Source organism: Bacteroidota bacterium (assembly GCA_037133915.1).
In the GTDB taxonomy this organism is placed as follows: Bacteria; Bacteroidota; Bacteroidia; order Bacteroidales; family CAIWKO01; genus JBAXND01.
This window is the reverse complement of sequence record JBAXND010000042.1, coordinates 1-19,727: the sequence shown is the minus strand read 5'-3', so window position 1 is coordinate 19,727 and position 19,727 is coordinate 1. Positions and strand designations below refer to the sequence as shown.

Here is a 19,727-nt window from a genome sequence, read left to right as displayed (position 1 = left end):
TTTATTAGCAGAACAATTAATTGACTACTTTTTATCATGATTAAAATCCACACTTTTATCTTTAACGACTTTGGTGTAAACTCCTATTTGCTATTTGATGAAACCAACGAAGCGATAATTATTGATGCTGCGTGTTATACAGCCGCAGAAAAAAAAGAGCTCAGCGCGTATATAGAAAGCAAAAAACTCAAAATTGTGCGTCAGCTGGACACGCATTGTCACATTGATCATATTCTCGGCAATTCTTTTATTGAAGACACCTATGGCATAGGGCTTCAGATACATCCTGACAGTGAAGAGCTGTTGCGGATGGCAATCGGGTATGCCTCCGTTTTTGGCTTTGAGCCCGACCGCATTGTGAAGCCCAAAGGCTTTGTGAATGATGGTGATAAAATCAAGTTTGGAAATTCGGAACTTGAGGTCCTTCATACTCCGGGTCATGCCAACGGAAGTATTTGTTTCTTAAACCGGGAACAGAAATTTGTACTTACAGGCGATGTTCTTTTCAATAAAAGCATTGGGCGTACCGATCTTCCGGGAGGAGATTACGATACACTTATCAGCAGTATACGCGAAAAACTGATGGTATTGGATGATGCCACGAAGGTTTTGTGCGGGCACGGTCCATCAACCACGATTGGCAGCGAAAGAGAAGACAACCCATTTCTGCGATAGTTACTTTTTTACCCGAATACAGGCATTTTAAAGACTGTTTGCTTTCAGAGCGACCAACGCTTCATCTATCTGCATCATGCAATTAAAATGACCGCGCGGACAGCGTTTGAACCCCAGTTTACTGCAGGGGCGGCACGACAGGAAATTCACTTCTGCAATGGTGCTCAGATATTCCATGCCTTTGGGATAATACGGCGACATGCCAAAAGCCGGGATGGTATTGCCCCACAACGAAACAATAGGTTTACGCAAGGCGGCCGCAATGTGCATCATACCGGTATCATTGGTGATAATCATTCTTGCCTGCCGTATCAGCGAAGCAGACTGATTGATGGAGTAAGAGCCACACGCATTGTATACGTTCGCACCAAGCGCATTTTGGATGTCATCGCCGTTGAGCTTATCCTCAGGTCCGCCAATCAGCAACACAGGTTTTTGAATATTCTGACACAGGCTCACCACTTTTGCAGGCGGCGCCTGCTTTGTAAATTGTTTCGCACCAATCACAAATCCTACATATCCCGTGTTGAACGGTGCCGGCAATGCCGTTGTATCCACCTCATCATGTGCCGGAATGAAATAATCCAGTCCCTGACCGTCGTTAATAACGCCGAATTTCCCGGCTGCCTTCAAATAACGATCTACAATGTGAACTTTCGGCAGCAGATTAATTTTAAGATTAACCAACAGCCATTTTTTCTTATTCAGCTTATTGAATGAGGTTACCGGCTTTCCAAGTGCCAGACGTAATCTTAATGAGCGCAAATTCTTATGAAGGTCAATTACATGGTCATAATTCTCATTCTTTAGGTTTGACAGCACTTCCCTGATATCCTTTTTGATTGTAATAAGCTTGTCAATATAGGGATTGGCTTCGAGTACCGATGCGTATTGCTTTTTTGTAATATAATGAATTACGGCATCTGGCAGTTGCTTTTTGATACAACGCACAACCGGCGTGGTCAGGACAATGTCTCCAATGGAACTGAATCTTATGATAAGAATTTTTATCATGCAGCTAATGACTTCCGTTGATGCATGCAAATAAAACAAGCGCCATTCGCGCGTACCTGAACGGCGCTTGCATACATTGCATTATATTATTTCGTTGATTCGAAATTATTTTGTGATGTAATGATACTCATTGGTAGTAGTAACACCGCCCGTTGTAAACGCTATTTTCAGCCAGAGTTCATCATTCTTCAGTTTGAGAATAGTATGAGACAGCGTTATACCCAGATACGTTAAATCAAGCGTTTCATTTTTCGAACCCAACGCCCATGTTCCGGTAACACTCTGAGGAAGGCTGTTAGCATCGGTATAGGTTTGAACAAGTGTTCCGTCATCTTTAAATTCCAGTGCAAAATCTTTGTGTGCCAGCGCATAATTTGCAGTAACATCCACAGCATTGATATATACCTTATCAACTTTCCAGATATTGACCACGCGTGCTTTTTTTGACCGTAAGCTAATCGTCGGGCCTTCCTCATATTTTTTGCATGAAGGAAGCAGAATCACAACAAACATCATTAAAGCCACTAATTTTACCGTTGTTTTCATATTACAGGTTTTGTTTTAGGTATCCGAATAATAATTGAGAAGTAAAAGTATTAAAAAATAGAATACAGACAAAAGAAGTAAGACATTAGAGTTACAATACAATTTTTGTCTTAGATCTGATGTCTTTGTTCTTTCTTTACCTTTGTATCATGATATTCGCTGATTCACATGTACACCTGTATGCTCCGGAATATGATGCCGACCGGGAAGCGGTTATTGACCGTTCTATTTCGGCAGGTGTTGAAATACTGATGCTGCCCGATATTGACAGCAGTTGCAGAACCTCTATGCTTGAGCTTGCAAAAGCACATCCCGGCAGTTGCTTTCCCATGCTGGGCATTCATCCTACCTCGGTAAAAGAAAATTATAAGGACGAATTAAAACTGCTTGATTGTTCAATTGAGCAGGAAAAAGTTTTTGCAATCGGCGAATGCGGGATTGACCTTTACTGGGATAAAACATTTGAAGCGCAGCAAGAAATTGTGTTTCGGCATCAGGCGGATATGGCACTGAAGTATGATTTGCCGCTGGTTGTTCATTCCCGCAAATCGTTAAACGAACTTATTCGTATACTGAAAGATTATAAAAACAGCCCGTTAAAAGGCGTTTTCCATTGTTTTCCGGGTAATGCGCCCGAGGCTCTGCTGCTCGCTGCAATGGGATTCTATATAGGCATTGGGGGTGTGCTCACCTTCAAAAATTCAGGTTTACAGGAGGTAGTAAAACAACTGCCGCCGGAGCATATTGTTCTTGAGACCGATGGACCATATCTTGCACCAACACCGCATCGCGGAAAACGTAACGAGTCTTCGTTCATCCCGCTGATAGCGGAAAAAATTGCCGAACTAAAAAACATTCCGATAGCTGATATTGCCGATGTGACCACACAAAATGTGCGGAAGCTTTTTAAGGTTTAGAAGAAGTCAGAAGAAAATAATTCTATTTTATATTAAGATAGGACATTCTTACAAAATCGAAGCGTGCCAGTCCTTTGCCGCTTAATCCGGCGAAAAAATTCTCGAAGGGAATATCACGGTAACGACATTCAAGCAATAGCTGCTGATTGGCAAAAAAATAAAATTTATCTTTCACACGACGTATGGTGATGCGGTTAAAATCATCGCGCTTTATCGCATTGAAATTCCGCGTTGGTTCTGCAATAAATTCGATTCCGGCAGTCAGCCGGATGATTTCATATTCGCATAATGCCGGTGTCAAATCAATCTCTATTCTGGCTTCACCCGTTCCCCACCCAAAACGAATTTCCTGAGCACCTGTACCGCCTTCGGTTACGACTAAAAACTCTAATTCAAAGTCCCGGGAAGCATCGATGGAAATCTTTGGCGACCTGACCATAACAAAGCTGTTATCATCCGTATTTTCAAGCGCCAGAAATGTTCCTTCGGCATGAAAAGCAGACACCGGCCCGTTATTCAGCTCCCAGACGGTTGTATTACCGTCAAAGCCTTCGAAATACACCTCTTTTTTGAGGCTGTCGGGAATACTGTTATAGGTTGCCGATGAAAGTGGCTGTGCGCACCCCGAATAGTATAAAATCGCAAAAAAGCCGGCAGCAAGCCATGAAATTTTTCTGCTCAGTGTGTTCATAGACTTTTATTTTTTAGGTTGATTATCCAGAAACAGCATTGGTTTACTCACATTAAAATACAGGGCGCTGATATCCTTTTCATTCGGGTATTCCATTTCTAAAAGATCAGTGTTCCCCGGCTGTAATGATTGTTTCAGGACCTTCAAATCCATATCATCGGTCACTTCGCGCTCATCGGTCACTCGAATCACTACATAGGCGGTATTTCCACTTTTCCCGTCGCCGCTGGCATAAATACACTGGATGATATTGAAGTACCGTCGCGCCACTTCTTTTGCCTTTGCTTTCTTGCCCATCTGGTCATAGCATATCAGCAACTTAAACAAAATACCGGGGTTCACCGGATCGGCAAGCAGCGCTTCTTCGCCAAGCAGAACAGCATTACTGAATTCAGCGTTTTTATATGCTTCGGCAAACAATTTTTCTTTTTCATTTTCTGTGTAAGGATTGTAATATTCCGAGAACACATATCCGTAATAAATGTAACCGTAATCCTGTGCTTTGAGGGTAGAATCGCCGTTAATAAAGCGTTTGATTAAAACAGGATAATAATATGCCGAGTTTTTATCCTGCGTTTTTTTCTTCACCAGATCAAAGTCAATATTGGATATCTTTTGAGAAAAACCTTGATATGCAGCGAGCACTATGATAAGCGTTGCAGAAAGAAATACGCGAAAAATATTCTTCATAAGGAATTAACTATAGGATTTGAACGCATCACAAAGGTCGTGAATTCTTTGACAATCACGGGTAAAAACCCAACAGGTTTTGTAAACAATCAAGCCTGGCAAACTATATGGTTTTCACCCTCCGCCAGAGGCGGGATTGTTCGACAAACCAATTTCAATCTCGGACAGGCGGATCTTGAAATTTAATTCACACGAAAAAAAGCCATCCCGTTAAGGACAGCTTTCTCTTTAAAATAATTCTGTATGTTACAGTTTGCGTTTTACCTCAAACTCTTCGTATCCTTCAATAATATCGCCCACTTTGATATCGTTAAAGTTTTCGATATTCAAACCGCATTCAAGACCCACATTCACTTCTTTGGCTTCGTCTTTAAAACGTTTCAGTGAGCCCAGAAGACCGGTATAGACAACAATACCATTGCGTATGATGCGAATCTTACTGTTACGGCTGATTTTGCCATCGAGTACGAAACAGCCGGCAATGGTGCCCACCTTGGTAATTTTGAATACTTCGCGAATCTCAAGGTTACAGGTAATTTTTTCTTCGATTTCCGGCGAAAGCATACCTTCAATAGCTGATTTCAGCTCGTTGATAGCCGTATAAATGATAGAATACAGGCGAATATCAATCTGTTCAGCTTCCGCAAGTTTGCGTGCATTGAGCGAAGGACGCACCTGGAAGCCGATGATAATGGCATTGGATGCCGATGCCAGCAATACGTCGGATTCGGTAATCTGACCGACCGATTTATGAATAACATTGACCAGTACTTCCTTGGTAGAAAGTTTGAGCAGTGAATCAGACAGAGCCTCCACAGAGCCGTCCACGTCACCTTTGATGATGATGTTTAGTTCCTTGAAGTCGCCAATAGCAATACGGCGTCCGATTTCATCGAGTGTAATATGTTTTTGTGTACGCAGACCCTGCTCACGTTGCAGCTGCATTCTTTTGTTTGCAATTTCTTTGGCTTCGTGTTCGTCGGCCATAACATTGAATGCGTCGCCGGCCTGAGGAGCACCGCTCAAACCGAGCATCAGCACAGGAGTTGCAGGACCGGTCTCGTCAATTTTCTGGTTGCGCTCGTTGTACATCGCTTTAACACGACCCACGGCATAGCCTGCCAGTACGACATCGCCAACGCGGAGTGTTCCGTTCTGCACAAGCAATTTGGCTACATAACCACGACCTTTTTCAAGTGATGATTCAAGCACAGTGCCCATGGCACGTCTTGAGGGATTGGCTTTCAGGTCGAGCATTTCTGCTTCAAGCAATACTTTTTCGAGCAGGCTCTCAACGTTAATCCCTTTCTTGGCCGATATTTCCTGACACTGATATTTACCGCCCCATTCTTCAACAAGAATGTTCATCTTGCTAAGGTCTTCGCGGATTCTTTCAGGATTGGCGCCGTCTTTATCAATTTTATTAATCGCGAATACGATAGGAACTTTCGCTGCCTGTGAGTGGTTAATGGCCTCAATGGTTTGCGGCATCACATGATCGTCGGCGGCAACTACCACGATAGAAATATCTGTAACCGCGGCACCACGGGCACGCATGGCTGTAAATGCTTCGTGACCGGGAGTATCGAGGAAGGTAATTTTCTTGCCATTGTCGAGCTTCACCAGGTAAGCACCGATGTGCTGTGTAATACCACCGGCTTCACCGGCAATAACGTTCGACCGGCGGATGTAGTCGAGCAGCGATGTTTTACCGTGGTCAACGTGTCCCATAACCGTAACGATGGGATGACGTGAGATAAGGTCTTCGGGTGCGTCTATATCGTCCTGAATAGCTTCCTGAACGTCGGCACTTACGAATTCTACTTTATACCCGAATTCTTCAGCAACAATAGCCAGTGTTTCGGCATCGAGGCGTTGATTGATAGAAACGAAGAGTCCGAGTGTCATACAGGTTGATATGACTTCGGTAACTTTCACGTTCATCATCTGGGCGAGTTCGTTGGCGGTCACAAATTCCGTGGCCTTGAGTACTTTTTTATCTTCCTCGGCCCGAATCATTTCTTCTTCGGCATGCGCCATTACCTGGTCGCGTTTCTGCCTGCGGTATTTTGATGCTTTTGATTTTGTAGGAGCACTCAGGCGGGCAAGGGTTTCTTTGATTTGTTTATCAATCTCATCCTCTGAAACCTCCGTTTTCCTGATTTCTTTTTTAGGCTTGGCAAACTTGCTTTTCGGAGCTTTGTTTTCGGTTTTCGGAGCTTCGGCGCCCGGTGCTGTAGCCGATGCCGGTGTAGCCTTTTTTATTCTTTTGCGCTTTTTCTTTTTAGCCTGCAGTTTATCATCGGCCGATGATGCAACAAGCTTGCGCGAATTATCAACCGGTGGCTTCAGCTCAATTTTGCCGAGAATTTTCGGACCTTCAAGCTTGGTATATTCGGTTTCAATAAAATTCTCATCTCTTACAGGAGGCACAATTTCTATCACTTCAGGAGCGACATCGGCTATGGGAGTTTCAGGAGTAACAACCTCAGCGGGTGTTTCGGAAATAACTTCAGGAGTTATTGTTTCCGGTTGAGTTTCAGGTGCAGCAACCTCTTTCGCCGTTTCTTCAACCGCTTCAGGTTCTTCTTTTGCACCCTTTTTCTTTATTTCCTTTTTAGGTTTCTTGCCGGAGCCTGATTTGCGCAGTGCATCAAGGTCAATCTTGCCGACTATTCTGATTCCCGATTCGTCTTCTTTAACAGGTTCTTCGGGTATGGGTTCAATTTCCTTTTCAGGTTCAACAACGGGAACTTCCTCAACCGGGACTTCCGTTTTGGCTTTCGCAGAAGCTTTCTTTACCGGTTTTACAGGTTCTTCAATAACTTCAGGTTCAACGGAAGGTTCTTCAACTTCTTTAACCTTTTCTTTTACTTTTTTCTCTTTAACTTCTTCAACGGGAAGTTCAGCCACAGGTTCTGCAGCTTTGGGCGTTGGTTTTTCAATGGCCTTTGCGTCCGGATCTTTTTCTTTAGCATAGTTTGCCGGGGGCACATTTTTAATCAGGAGTTCCCTGTCATCATCAACATCGGTATCTTTTTCTTTATCGCGTGGTTTTTCCACGGTAACACTTTCGTGCCGTACGATACCAATATCAATTTTTTTCGAAACTTCCTTTACCTGCTTTTCAGAGTGGTATTCTTTAACCAGGATATCATAGACATCGCCGGTTATTTTTGTATTGGGGTTACTGTCGATCTTATGCCCTTTCTTATTCAGAAATTCGAGGATCGTCGAAACCGCAACGTTGAATTCGCTTGCCACTTTACTAAGCCTGTACGTTTTGCCTTCTTCCATATTCGGTTAATAAATTATCTTCCCTTTACCTGAAAACCACTAAGAAACTATGATGCAAAAACCTATTCAAATTCTGTTCTTAAAATCCGTACAACTTCTTTTACTGTTTCCTCTTCGAGGTCGGTGCGGTCAACCAGTTCTTCGATGGTCAGTTCAAGTACACTTTTAGCCGTATCGCAGCCAATAGACTTAAACTGGTCGATGATCCACTGATCGATTTCATCCGAAAATTCCTGAATGTCCACATCTTCCTGATCAGAATCGGCATCGCGGTAAACATCAATTTCGTATCCCGTAAGTTTTGATGCCAGTTTGATATTATATCCGCCTTTACCGATTGCCAGCGATACCTGATCTGTTTTCAGGTAAACTTCTGCCTTCATATTTTTATCATCCAGTTTGATGGCTGATATTTTTGCAGGGCTGAGCGTGCGCTGAATAAACAACTGGGTATTGGAGGTAAAATTGATAACGTCGATGTTCTCATTGCGCAATTCGCGAACAATGCCGTGAATACGTGAGCCTTTCATTCCAACACAGGCGCCAACGGGATCGATACGGTCGTCGTATGATTCAACAGCTACTTTGGCGCGTTCGCCCGGTATTCTCACTATTTTTTTGATGGTAATCAAACCGTCATATACTTCAGGGACTTCGGCTTCAAACAGTCGTTCCAGAAATACGGATGATGTGCGCGAAAGAACTATCTGCGGATTGGCATTTTTCATTTCCACCTTGAGCACAACGGCACGAATGGTATCGCCTTTACGGTAGAAATCGCTCGGTATCTGTTCTGTTTTGGGAAGAACCAGTTCAATGCCTTCATCATCAAGTACCAGAATTTCTTTTTTCCAAACCTGATACACTTCGCCGGTAACTATCTGTCCAACCTTGTCGATATACGTTTTAAACACATTGTCTTTTTCGTATTCCAGAACTTTTGAAATCAGGTTTTGCCTCATGGCAAGAATTTCCCTGCGGCCAAAGTCATTCATTTTAACGGCTTCCGAAACATCTTCGCCAATTTCAAAATCAGGTTCGATTTTGATGGCTTCCGAATAGGCAATTTCTTTGTTCGGGTCGGTAATCTCGCCATCGTCCACAATTTTACGGTTGCGCCATACCTCAAGGTCACCTTTGTCGATGTTGACAATGATATCAAAGTTTTCGTCCGAACCGAATTTTTTAATGAGCATATGCCTGAACACGTCTTCCAGAATGCGCATCAGGGTTTCGCGGTCAATATTCTTGAACTCTTTGAATTCGGCAAACGATTCAACTAAATTGATATTTTCCATTTCTGAATACTGTTTTATTGCTGAATATTATCTTAAATAAACCGTGTTTTATTCTTTCAGTTAACTAAAGGAAACCTCCACTTTTGCATCTCTGAATTCGCCGTATTTCAGCGTCAGCAGTGCGGGTTCCACTTTTTTCTGTTTGTCTTTTTTGGTTGCTGCGGGTTTCAGTGTAATTCCGTTCTCGTCGGCAGCCATAATCATTCCTTTCAATTTCTTTCCTTCTTCATCCAGGCAGGTAATTTCTCTGCCGATGTTCTTTTTGAACTGCCGCGGGAGCTTCATGGGCCGGTCGAGACCTGCCGATTCCACATTCAGTTCATAATCTTCAATTTCGCGGTCGAGCTTGCTCTCAATAAACTTGCTTACATGGATACAATCCTCGATAGTAACGCCTTTATCGCTGTCGATACTGAGCATAATGCGGTTGCCGGGCCTTACTTTCAGGTCGGCAATGAAGAACTCCGTGCCGGAGAATTTTTCTTCAATAATGTCAGCAATCTGCTTGTCGGTAATCATAACGTACTATCAATTCTTCGATTTAACTTACTCATTTTTAAACACAAGAGGGGACTGCCCGTCCCCTCCGTAGCTCCAAAAGCTGTATCCATCCGTTGTCCGACCAGGGCTCGAACCTGGACTCTTCTGAACCAAAATCAGACGTGTTGCCAGTTACACCATCGGACAATTCGGGCGCAAAATTATGAAAAATTATTAAATAATACTTATTCTTGTTAAATTAATAACGTATCAGAATGTAAAAGTCTCAATAACATGGTACACCGGACCGCTTTTGTAAAGTACGCTTTCATAAAGGTGAAATGTTTTTACACTGACTGTCTGCAACTTCACCACTTTAAATGCGTCCAGCACTTTTTGAAAATGCTGCTTATCGCGGATGCTGTTCATACGTCCTGCCGTCAGGTGGGGCACAAAATTCTGACGGTCGGCAGGATAGCCGAGCGGGACAATATTCTCATTCAGCCGGGCTGCCATTATTTGCAAAGGTTCAATTCCCTCCAGCCCAAACCATATTACTCTGGGCTTATAGCGGCTTCCAAACATTCCCGTACCGGTAATGCGAAGTTCAAAATCATGGACTCCGGGTTTAACTTTTTGCAGGGCTGAGCATATGTCCGGAATAATGTTATCATGTGTTTCGCCGAAGAATTTCAGAGTAACGTGCATGTTGTCAACAGCCGACCAGCGAATGGCTTCACCTGCCAGTCCTGCTTTCAGTGCAGTGAATATGCGGATGAAGTTTTCGTCGGGTTCAATTTTTACGGCTGCAAACAGGCGCTTCATAAAAATGAGAAAATTAAACGGTGGTAATAAAATTTGATTATTTTTGCACCGCAAATGTAAGAAAACGATAGCAGTTCTTTACAAACATTTGCAACGGAAATTCCCCATAACGGGGCGTTAGCTCAGTTGGCTAGAGCGTCAGACTGGCAGTCTGAAGGTCAGGGGTTCGACTCCCCTACGCTCCACTCAGAAGGTTGAAGCATTTCAACCTTCTTTTTCACTTCTTACATCTACCAAGGGATTCCGCACTTTCTTGTTTAAGCTTTGAAAGCTTTTATTTCATTACTTTCGGCAATTTGTTTCACAATGGCTTCACAATAGAAACAAAACAAAATGCCTTATGAGCTACTCTTTTAAAATTTTCTTGCGTTCTGACTTTCTAAGAAAAGACGGACTAACCCCAATTTACTTACGAGTAATAATTGACCGTAAGAAAAAAGACCATTCACTGAATATGGCTATACCGGAAGGTTTATGGGACACAAAAAACAACAAGGTTAAAAAGTCACTTCGCTACAATTCGGAAGACCTTAACTCTGTCCTTTCAAAAACCCGGATGAAAGTTGAAAAAATTATGCTTGATTCAAAACTCGGCGACAAACGCCTGACAATGGCTGATTTTGACAGGCTGTATTCTCAAAAGTCAATTGATTATAGCTCCTTTTACGAATATGCGCTGGGGTTCATCGAACAGAACCGGCATAAATTCTCATCGGAAACATGCCGCACCTATACAAGCCAAGTGACGAAGCTGAAACGATTTCGGACAGAGTTACGGTTTGCCGATATGGATATTGATTTTCTCAGGCAGTACGATGTGTTTATGGTGAGTAAGCTGAACAATCAAACCAATACTCATTATAAAAGCATGGCCTTTATTAAAACTGTCTGGTTTCAGGCTATGCGTGACGGGATGGTATCTGAAAGTATTTTCAAGAACTTTCCATTGAAAAAGAAATTAGGCAACCGAAGTTTCCTTGACATGGAAGACCTCAAGTCGCTTGAGGCTTTGCTAAATGCTGATATCAAGGGGCATCAACGGAATGTTCTCAAGTATTTTTTATTTGCCTGTTATACCGGATTGCGTTTTCTCGATATAAAAAACCTGATGCATTCGCACCTTGTTGAAGGAGATATGCTGCAAATAGAGATGCACAAAACGAAAGATGTTGTTAGAGTTCCTTTAATAGACCGTGCAAAAGGACTTATTGAAACTGGTTTTGAAAACCAGCCGGTGTTCCACGTAGCCACCAATCAGGTGACCAACCGCTACCTGAAAGAACTTATGGTGCTTGCAAAAATCAAAAAGTCTATTAGCTTTCATTGCGCTCGTCACACCTTTGCAACCTGCTCAATAGACCTTGGCATGCCGTTAGAGGTTATCAGCAAGCTATTAGGCCATAAAGACCTTAAAACAACCCAAATTTATGCAAAGATACTGGACAGTGTCAAGGTTAAGGAGATGGGAAAGTGGAATTAACTTTACAGATTCCATGCCTATACTTCCGAAGAAAAACCGTGGCAGAAAAAATATAGAGAATCAAAATTGAACAATTAAGTTAAGGGGGATAACCTTTTTAGTTCAAAAAAGACTATCTTTGCTATGATTAAAAAATAGCATCTAAAACATTCCTTTGACTTATTGATAAACACCGCGTATGGATTGAGGAAGTAATTAACGCCGTTGTGATTTGCTTTCAAAATGTATCTTTGACTTATTGATAAACACCCTATTTCAGCACGCATCACGCTGTTATACTGTTGTGATTTGCTTTCAAAATGTATCTTTGACTTATTGATAAACACCTCTTTTTTTGTTTGGGAGTCGCATCTGTAAGTTGTGATTTGCTTTCAAAATGTATCTTTGACTTATTGATAAACACCAACGAAGGAATTAATATGACCTTTTGTATTGTTGTGATTTGCTTTCAAAATGTATCTTTGACTTATTGATAAACACCCTTTGCCTATTTCATTAAATCAAACGAAATGTTGTGATTTGCTTTCAAAATGTATCTTTGACTTATTGATAAACACCAAACATCTTTGCATCAGAATTACTGCCTCTGTTGTGATTTGCTTTCAAAATGTATCTTTGACTTATTGATAAACACCATTGTAGCCTCATACGTGCGCCAAGTAATAGTTGTGATTTGCTTTCAAAATGTATCTTTGACTTATTGATAAACACCACCAACAAATTACATGCTAATCCTTCTTAAGTTGTGATTTGCTTTCAAAATGTATCTTTGACTTATTGATAAACACCCTTAACCAACTAGTACCGGATGCTCATCGTGTTGTGATTTGCTTTCAAAATGTATCTTTGACTTATTGATAAACACCAAGATGATTCTTTTGGACGCAGCCGCCTGAGTTGTGATTTGCTTTCAAAATGTATCTTTGACTTATTGATAAACACCAACAATCCATAATGCACTAAGGAAACACAGTTGTGATTTGCTTTCAAAATGTATCTTTGACTTATTGATAAACACCTTAGGAAGTACTGCTCCTATAAGTATTGCAGTTGTGATTTGCTTTCAAAATGTATCTTTGACTTATTGATAAACACCCTATCTCTTGCGCTATGTTATCCGGCTGGAGTTGTGATTTGCTTTCAAAATGTATCTTTGACTTATTGATAAACACCAGAGTAGTGCCGCCTTTGAAATAGCGAATAGTTGTGATTTGCTTTCAAAATGTATCTTTGACTTATTGATAAACACCTTTCGCGATTGCGGCACATAATCCGGAGCAGTTGTGATTTGCTTTCAAAATGTATCTTTGACTTATTGATAAACACCACCAGACATTTTATGATAAACTACATCTTAGTTGTGATTTGCTTTCAAAATGTATCTTTGACTTATTGATAAACACCAATCCGGGCTCGACACCCGGAGCGGCTCCAGTTGTGATTTGCTTTCAAAATGTATCTTTGACTTATTGATAAACACCTCATGGCCTTTAACCGTGAATTTCATTACAGTTGTGATTTGCTTTCAAAATGTATCTTTGACTTATTGATAAACACCAACAAGGGATTTCTCGGCGAGGGCCATTAGTTGTGATTTGCTTTCAAAATGTATCTTTGACTTATTGATAAACACCATAATACGCTGATTTCCGGATGATTTACAGTTGTGATTTGCTTTCAAAATGTATCTTTGACTTATTGATAAACACCATATCAAGATATAATTCAACAACAACAATGCTTTAAGGGATGTTTGTCAATAAAAAAAACGAGGTGTTATCAAACAATTATCCGGGCTTGTCCCGGATTTTTTGTTTCTAATCGGATTAAAATAGCTCTAATTGTTGCGGAACATTCGGTAATTCTACTTGTTTTGAACCGTAAAATAATTCCATTTCACCGAATTGTTTATCTGTAATTTGTAATATTCCTATTTTCCCATGTTCCGGTAAATTTTTTTTAACTCTTTTGCTGTGTACAGTAGCATTTTCGGAGCTGGAATTATGCCGCACGTACATACTAAACTGAAACATACTGAATCCGTCTTTCTGTAATTCCTTACGGAAACGGGAAGCTACTTTGCGTTCCTTTTTCGTTTCGGTTGGCAGGTCATACATTACGAGTGTCCACATAATTCTGTATGCGTTTAAACGGTCGGCACTTATTGACATTTTTTAAATGAATTTATATAAATTCGGGATACACCAGTTTACGTTGGTCTCCGCCAAAACACTTTACCAAACTTACAGCCGTGCGTTGCGTTGCATTCATCAATGGACTTTTTTCACCATCCATAAGCACATCCATTGCCGGAATCTGCAATAACAGAGCTTTTATTTCCTTCGGAATATCTTCGTTGATTCCCTTCTCTTCAATAATAGAATAGACCACTTTATCCACATAGGGGCGGTAAGGTTCCATCAAATCATCAGCAAGGCAATATGCATTGTAGCGGTTGTGATGGAAAATACCAAGTGTAGGAAGCAACCCTGCACCTACAATACTTCGTGCCATAGTAGCACGCAATAAAGCATAGCCGTAGTTTAAGTAGTTGTTGGGAGGTAGCCCCTCCCTGAAACGTTTAAAAGAACTTACGGTGGGAAGATTGTTAAATATTTTTCCCCAATAGTGCGCTGCTGCTGTGGCTTCGCAATTGTCGGTATCACCACTTTTTACATTGCGGTAAAGTGGAATCAAATAGCTATTGTCAATGTTTTTGCTGCCGAACATCGCAGCTTGGTTTTTTATTTTTTGCGAAATAGTTTGCGCCCACAATTGTTTTTTCAATGGTTCGGTTGCATCCAATTGTGCGCGAAAACGTTCATTTTGTATTGTGTTGCCACATAAAGGAAGCATCAATCCGGTAGGGTGATGGGTGCTATCGCAAGTAATAAGTGCAACATTATTATCAAGCAAGGCTTCTATTAATGCTTGTGTAATGGTTATTTGCTTATGGTCAAGTATTACAATGCCAATATCTTCTATAGGAATACTTGCCGATGCTTCTTTTTTGAAGTGTTCCGGTACTGTTTCGTTTTTCTCAACTTCCGGCAAACGCAAAACCAATTGGGCGTGTGTAAGGCTCAAATATGAAGGATTTCCGAAGTAGAGGGTGCGTTTTATCATTTATTTAATTAAAATAACCATTTTATTTTACCATCTGAATGGATATTAAAATCAACATTTTCAATAGCACAATTTAATTTATCACAAGTCAATTCTAATCGTGGTTGATACTTGTCAAAAATTAATTCTTTCTCACCTTTTTCTAATTCTCCATCTGGTCTCGCTTCAATATGGGATTGCAAATACAGGTATGCAGTGGTTGGTCCAAGTTCATTGAATTTAAGAACTTTAAAAACTCTGTTATTTAATTCTTGTAATTTCAGTTCTTGTAATTCTTCTTTTATTTCTTTATAAAAAATAACTTTGTCTCCTGCTTTAATAATAGTTTTCAATTTTAACTCTACTATGTTTTTACCGCTACCTTTTTGAAGTTTTTGAAATTCAGGTTCTTTTTTAATTTCGTCAATACTTGAAATTCCAAGTTTTGCAATTTCAAATAAATTTAAAATTTTATATCCTCTTATAACTTCTTCTTTTTTATTTTCTCCCTCATACATTAGGAATAAGTAATTTTCTTCATTTTGAACTAAATATTCTTTTTTATGCTCGTGTTTTGAAGCGAAAATATGTTTTTTGATAGGCATAGCTTTTTCTTTAGAAAGAAATCCGACACCCGCTTTTACCCTGCATCTTAAATGTCTTATAGATTTACCATTAAAATCTACAACTTCCTCTATTCTGCTTCCGTCTTCAATTTGTTTTTTGATATGTTTTTTTAGCAACTCGTCTATTACAATATCTTTATCAATATTTATTTCATTAATAGATTTTCTTTTTACTATCCAAATTTCATCTGCTTCATCTTTTTGTTTTAAAATATATTTCCCATTTTCTTTTAAAACATAGCCACTTTCGTTTCGTTCAGAAATTTTTATTGCTCCGAAGTAACTATCTTTGTGAAGTCCACCTCTTATTGAATCTCCTTGCATTATCATAGGAATATTTTTCCCTTCTTTATCTTTTAAAAGCTGCTTAGTTTTTTCATCTCTCAAATAAACAATCTTTCCCCTCTTACGGACTTTCTTTTTTGTTTCTGTTAAAGTTTGGTCTTTTTTAACGTGATTAATTAAAACAGTTTCTTCTATATTTTGAATGTGAGAAATAGCAAATTCTCCATAAGGAATCGTTCTGAAATTTCGTGTGTCGGAATAATACTTTTTCAAAATATCTTCTCGTTTTGCAGAGCCGGGAATAAGTGTAAGTATAGCGGCATCCTTTGCGTGATGACTATGTTTAGATCGGTCTTTTTTCTCATCACCCATAATTCCATATATTTTACGAAAATCTGCTGTAATACTTCCTTTTTGAACATCCACCTTACTAAACACCGTTTTCATATACGCTCTCGCATATTTTGTTATAATCTGAGTGTCCACCAATTGACTGTTCTTCCACCAATTAGGAATTTCTTTAAGGGTAAAAGTTTTTACTTTTTTATCCCAATAGTCTAATTCAAATTGAAGTAAATGTCTTTTGCGTATGGAATCGTTTTTAGCTGCTATATCTTGGATTTTTTTAGTTCTTATTTTATTATCATCAATTAATTTTCGCAGACTCTCAACTTTATCTTTCCATTTTTTAAATTTTGGTTCTATTGCTGGGTAGCCGTTCCAATCAACGGTATAATTTTTTAATTGTGTTGGCATTTGTTTTTTCTTGACTTCTCTATTATAATGAGCATCACAAATAGTAAGGTTGGCAAGAGAGTTATCAAAAGAATCCTTTATTGGTAATGTATGTTCGAAATCATAAGAAACACCATCAAATAAATCTGTAATTCCAATCATTTTCCCCGTATAAAAACATTGACATTGTTGCTCTTTCCATAAACGGTATTTTTGAACATCTTCTTTTAAGGCTTTTACTTCTTTATATAAATCTGCTCCATTATCTAATTGCTCCCACCATAAACGCACTTTATTAATATTGTCTGCATCATTTTCATTTAAGTTGGGGTATTTTACTTTAGCTACTCCGATAATAGCTTTAGCAAATTCTTTATTTTCATCCTCTCTGTTTCTTTGATACACTTGTATTGCCCAACGCTTGTTTGCATCATTTAATTCCCTTGCCATTTCAACTACAATTTTTGTGTCAATATCAATTGTTCCAACTTCTAACAGATAATTTACAAGTTTTCTTAACTCATACATTGCTCGCATTGCCATTGGATTTTTCCATCCTTTTGAAGGAGGGTTAGGGTCTTCTAATCTTTTGTATTTTGCTTTTGGGTATATATCAATGTCTGATGGATGATAAAGTTTTTTTAATCCCTGATCAGTTGCATTAAATTTTATTTGCAATGCTTGTTTTATGGCTTCATCTAATCTCGGTAGTTTATAATAATCAATTTCAGGGTTTGTAGTTTGATTAGCTGATGCTTTTTCTGCCTTATCCTGTTTTCCCTCAAGGAATAGTAAATATTTTTCAAGGATAAAATCTGAATATTCGTTCTTTATAGTAGTGGGGTTTGCAACCCAATTGCTTTCACCAAAATAGTTTTTTAATTTTTTCTCTACTTCATCTGCCGCCAAAGATTTTATTTCATTATCAACTCCCTTAGCTCGATTAGTAGAAAATTCAGCAAAAAATTGCTGCACTAATCCATTAACTATATTTAGTTTTTCTTTTTTACTATCAACCTCTTTTATAATATTAGCAATACATTTTGTTATTGATGTTTTGTTTGATTCAAAAGCTTCTTTACCCAAAACCTTTGAAAGATTTGCAAAAGAAACAGCTTCGGAATAAATAAAACCTTGTTTTAAAAACGGATTTATTTTATCAATAGCACTTTTGCTTAAAGAGCCGTAGCCTTGTTGAATATCAATTTTTATAAACAGTTTAATTTTATCCTCGTTCCAACCAAATACTTCAGAACAAAATTTTTCAATGTCTGTATCTTCCTTGTCTTTTGTTTGAATAAGGTCAAATAATAAATGCCAAATGGCTTCGTAGTTTAGATTTCTTTTTTGTCCTAATTTTTTTCCATATTTAACTTCATAAGAAAGATAAAGTCCATCCCAATTTATTCCAAACTTATTTTCATCAGTAATAAATTTATCTTTCCATTCGTCATCAAAAACATTTATTAAACCAGCAATCATAGGGCAGGTTGATATATTGGGCTTGTTCCTAAAATTAAACTCCCTTTTCCCATTTTCTGAATATTCGTCAATAATATCATCGAATTTAAAATAAGTTCTATCTAAAACAAGTCCAGTTTTTTTATTGCGTTTAAAAAATAAAAATTCAAAAATTTTCTTTTTCAATTCCATAGGAATTGTTTCAAATGTATTTTTACTACCAGTTTCTCTCCATTGTATATTATTAATAAAAGACAATGCTCTAAATTCCTCAAATGCAGGATGGCTAATAGGTATCCGTGTTTTCCCTTTTTCCAAAGTACAAGTGCCAACTAAACCTTTTTGGGTTCGCAATGGACGGACAAAATAAATTGCTTTGTATATTTTGTCTGTTGACTGACTTGCGATTTTTTGTTTTTCGCAAATGGCGAAAAATTCATCTTCAAAATATTTTCTTTGAATAACACCGCTTGCTCTAATTCTTTTATTCTCGATTTCAAGTTTATTTTGTAATATTTGTGAAATTTGAATAGACGGCTTTTCTACTTTTAACTTTTCTAATTCTTCGTTCTTTGCGTATCCACTTTTACCACCTTTTCTGCTTGTTTTAAAACCTCTTCTTTGTACTAAATGATAACAGGCGCGACCAATTTTAAATAATCTATTTTTGTCTGTTTCATCTATGTTTTCTAATAAAGAGGAACGCAATAAATATGTATTTTCAAATGCTGGTTTTAATTTTGTATTTTCATCCTTTTCTTTTCCTATGCTTTCAAAATCCATTGCTAACCACGCAATAAAATCAGGCGAAGACGGATAAACTCTCCCTTTATTTTTACCATCTTGCCAGTTTCCAATGCTCCAAAGCCTCAATTCTTCTTCTGTTATCGGACACATATTGTTTTCCATTAATACTTTTAGAGTTGCCCATTTTCTATAGCGTTTTGCATTATATAATCTTCTTTTACTTCTATTGCTTCTTCTTTCGGCAGCTCGCGAGAATTCTCCATTTTTATTCATTCCCATTCCAGCCTCAAAAATGGTTACGCCATAATCAACAATTTGATTGTGTTCTAATGTGTCAGTATCTCTTACTGCCCATCCAATGGAGTTGGTTCCTAAGTCAAGTCCTAATATTTTTCCCATAATTTGTTATAATAAATTTAAAGTGTATATTTGTACTGCAAATCACAACAAGGCTATAAGCCGAAGATTTCTTAAGCACCGCAAACAGGGTAACCGATGTGGTGCTTTTTTTATTCCCCTCAAACATACAACTTTCAAAATTCTAATCATATCATTATAATGTCTAATTTTTTTTCATCCTCTAAAATTCCTATACCGTGTCCATAAGAATGCCCCAACTTCACGTTGTCTGGTGCTTGATTCAAAGTATTTAATGCTGCTGAAAACTTTGCCATATTGATATCCATTATTGACACGGCTATTAAAAATGAGCAAAATGTATTATACGCATTGAATGTTATCGCAAACCATAACAAAACTGATTAGTTACCATCAAGTAAATGAGTCGCGTTTGAATGTCTTAACTGGATACGCCGCCTAAATTGACCAGTCTACGCCGTTTTAATTTGACCACCT

At 38.8% G+C, this 19,727-nt stretch carries 15 protein-coding genes, 2 tRNA genes and 1 CRISPR repeat array; of the genes, 4 read left to right on the top strand and 13 right to left on the bottom strand.

Features of this window, described 5'->3' with window-relative positions; translation table 11 throughout:
• The first annotated feature begins 36 nt into the window (after window positions 1-36).
• Window positions 37-675 carry an MBL fold metallo-hydrolase gene (locus WCM76_12855; GenBank protein MEI6766517.1) on the top strand — a complete coding sequence of 213 codons (639 nt, stop codon included), beginning with the start codon at window positions 37-39 and terminating at the stop codon, window positions 673-675.
• Window positions 676-702: 27 nt separating this feature from the next.
• Here WCM76_12855 and WCM76_12850 read toward each other — a convergent pair whose 3' ends face one another.
• Both WCM76_12850 and WCM76_12845 read right to left on the bottom strand, forming a co-directional pair.
• The gene (locus WCM76_12850; protein ID MEI6766516.1) at window positions 703-1,689 is read right to left on the bottom strand and encodes a glycosyltransferase family 9 protein; all 987 of its coding nucleotides are present in this window, start codon (window positions 1,687-1,689) and stop codon (window positions 703-705) included.
• A gap of 105 nt (window positions 1,690-1,794) precedes the next feature.
• Complete coding sequence (locus tag WCM76_12845; protein ID MEI6766515.1) at window positions 1,795-2,235, bottom strand: hypothetical protein; 441 nt, start codon at window positions 2,233-2,235, stop codon at window positions 1,795-1,797.
• 149 nt (window positions 2,236-2,384) lie between these two features.
• Between WCM76_12845 and WCM76_12840 the strand changes: the two genes are divergently transcribed.
• The gene (locus WCM76_12840) at window positions 2,385-3,152 is read left to right on the top strand and encodes a TatD family hydrolase (GenBank protein MEI6766514.1); all 768 of its coding nucleotides are present in this window, start codon (window positions 2,385-2,387) and stop codon (window positions 3,150-3,152) included.
• Window positions 3,153-3,174: 22 nt separating this feature from the next.
• On the opposite strand, the gene WCM76_12835 is transcribed toward WCM76_12840, so the two are convergent.
• The 7 genes from WCM76_12835 to thpR form a co-directional block, all read right to left on the bottom strand.
• On the bottom strand, window positions 3,175-3,843 hold the full coding sequence (locus WCM76_12835; protein MEI6766513.1) for a hypothetical protein: 669 nt from the start codon (window positions 3,841-3,843) through the stop codon (window positions 3,175-3,177).
• Between the two features lie 6 nt (window positions 3,844-3,849).
• The gene (locus WCM76_12830) at window positions 3,850-4,533 is read right to left on the bottom strand and encodes a DUF4919 domain-containing protein (protein MEI6766512.1); all 684 of its coding nucleotides are present in this window, start codon (window positions 4,531-4,533) and stop codon (window positions 3,850-3,852) included.
• A gap of 246 nt (window positions 4,534-4,779) precedes the next feature.
• Window positions 4,780-7,830 carry a translation initiation factor IF-2 gene (gene infB, locus WCM76_12825; protein ID MEI6766511.1) on the bottom strand — a complete coding sequence of 1,017 codons (3,051 nt, stop codon included), beginning with the start codon at window positions 7,828-7,830 and terminating at the stop codon, window positions 4,780-4,782.
• A 62-nt stretch (window positions 7,831-7,892) separates the two neighbouring features.
• Window positions 7,893-9,128 (bottom strand): transcription termination factor NusA, encoded by a 1,236-nt coding sequence (nusA, locus tag WCM76_12820; GenBank protein ID MEI6766510.1) that lies wholly within the window; start codon window positions 9,126-9,128, stop codon window positions 7,893-7,895.
• Between the two features lie 60 nt (window positions 9,129-9,188).
• Window positions 9,189-9,647 (bottom strand): ribosome assembly cofactor RimP, encoded by a 459-nt coding sequence (gene rimP, locus WCM76_12815; GenBank protein ID MEI6766509.1) that lies wholly within the window; start codon window positions 9,645-9,647, stop codon window positions 9,189-9,191.
• 95 nt (window positions 9,648-9,742) lie between these two features.
• Window positions 9,743-9,815: transfer RNA gene (locus tag WCM76_12810), tRNA-Gln, on the bottom strand.
• Between the two features lie 63 nt (window positions 9,816-9,878).
• Complete coding sequence (gene thpR, locus WCM76_12805) at window positions 9,879-10,433, bottom strand: RNA 2',3'-cyclic phosphodiesterase (GenBank protein ID MEI6766508.1); 555 nt, start codon at window positions 10,431-10,433, stop codon at window positions 9,879-9,881.
• Window positions 10,434-10,544: 111 nt separating this feature from the next.
• Between thpR and WCM76_12800 the strand changes: the two genes are divergently transcribed.
• A tRNA-Ala gene (locus WCM76_12800) sits at window positions 10,545-10,618 on the top strand.
• Between the two features lie 155 nt (window positions 10,619-10,773).
• Complete coding sequence (locus tag WCM76_12795) at window positions 10,774-11,913, top strand: site-specific integrase (protein ID MEI6766507.1); 1,140 nt, start codon at window positions 10,774-10,776, stop codon at window positions 11,911-11,913.
• Window positions 11,914-12,116: 203 nt separating this feature from the next.
• Window positions 12,117-13,394: direct repeats of the CRISPR family, unit length 47 nt; unit sequence GTTGTGATTTGCTTTCAAAATGTATCTTTGACTTATTGATAAACACC.
• 345 nt (window positions 13,395-13,739) lie between these two features.
• Here the strand turns inward: WCM76_12795 and cas2 are convergent.
• From cas2 to WCM76_12775, 4 genes are all read right to left on the bottom strand, one after another.
• Window positions 13,740-14,084, bottom strand: coding sequence for a CRISPR-associated endonuclease Cas2 (gene cas2, locus WCM76_12790; GenBank protein ID MEI6766506.1), 345 nt, complete (start codon window positions 14,082-14,084; stop codon window positions 13,740-13,742).
• Between the two features lie 13 nt (window positions 14,085-14,097).
• Entirely contained in the window at window positions 14,098-15,039 is a 942-nt protein-coding gene (cas1, locus tag WCM76_12785) for a type II CRISPR-associated endonuclease Cas1 (protein MEI6766505.1), read from the bottom strand.
• A gap of 8 nt (window positions 15,040-15,047) precedes the next feature.
• Window positions 15,048-19,271 (bottom strand): type II CRISPR RNA-guided endonuclease Cas9, encoded by a 4,224-nt coding sequence (gene cas9 / locus WCM76_12780; protein MEI6766504.1) that lies wholly within the window; start codon window positions 19,269-19,271, stop codon window positions 15,048-15,050.
• Between the two features lie 146 nt (window positions 19,272-19,417).
• Window positions 19,418-19,546, bottom strand: coding sequence for a hypothetical protein (locus tag WCM76_12775; protein ID MEI6766503.1), 129 nt, complete (start codon window positions 19,544-19,546; stop codon window positions 19,418-19,420).
• Between the last annotated feature and the right edge of the window lie 181 nt (window positions 19,547-19,727).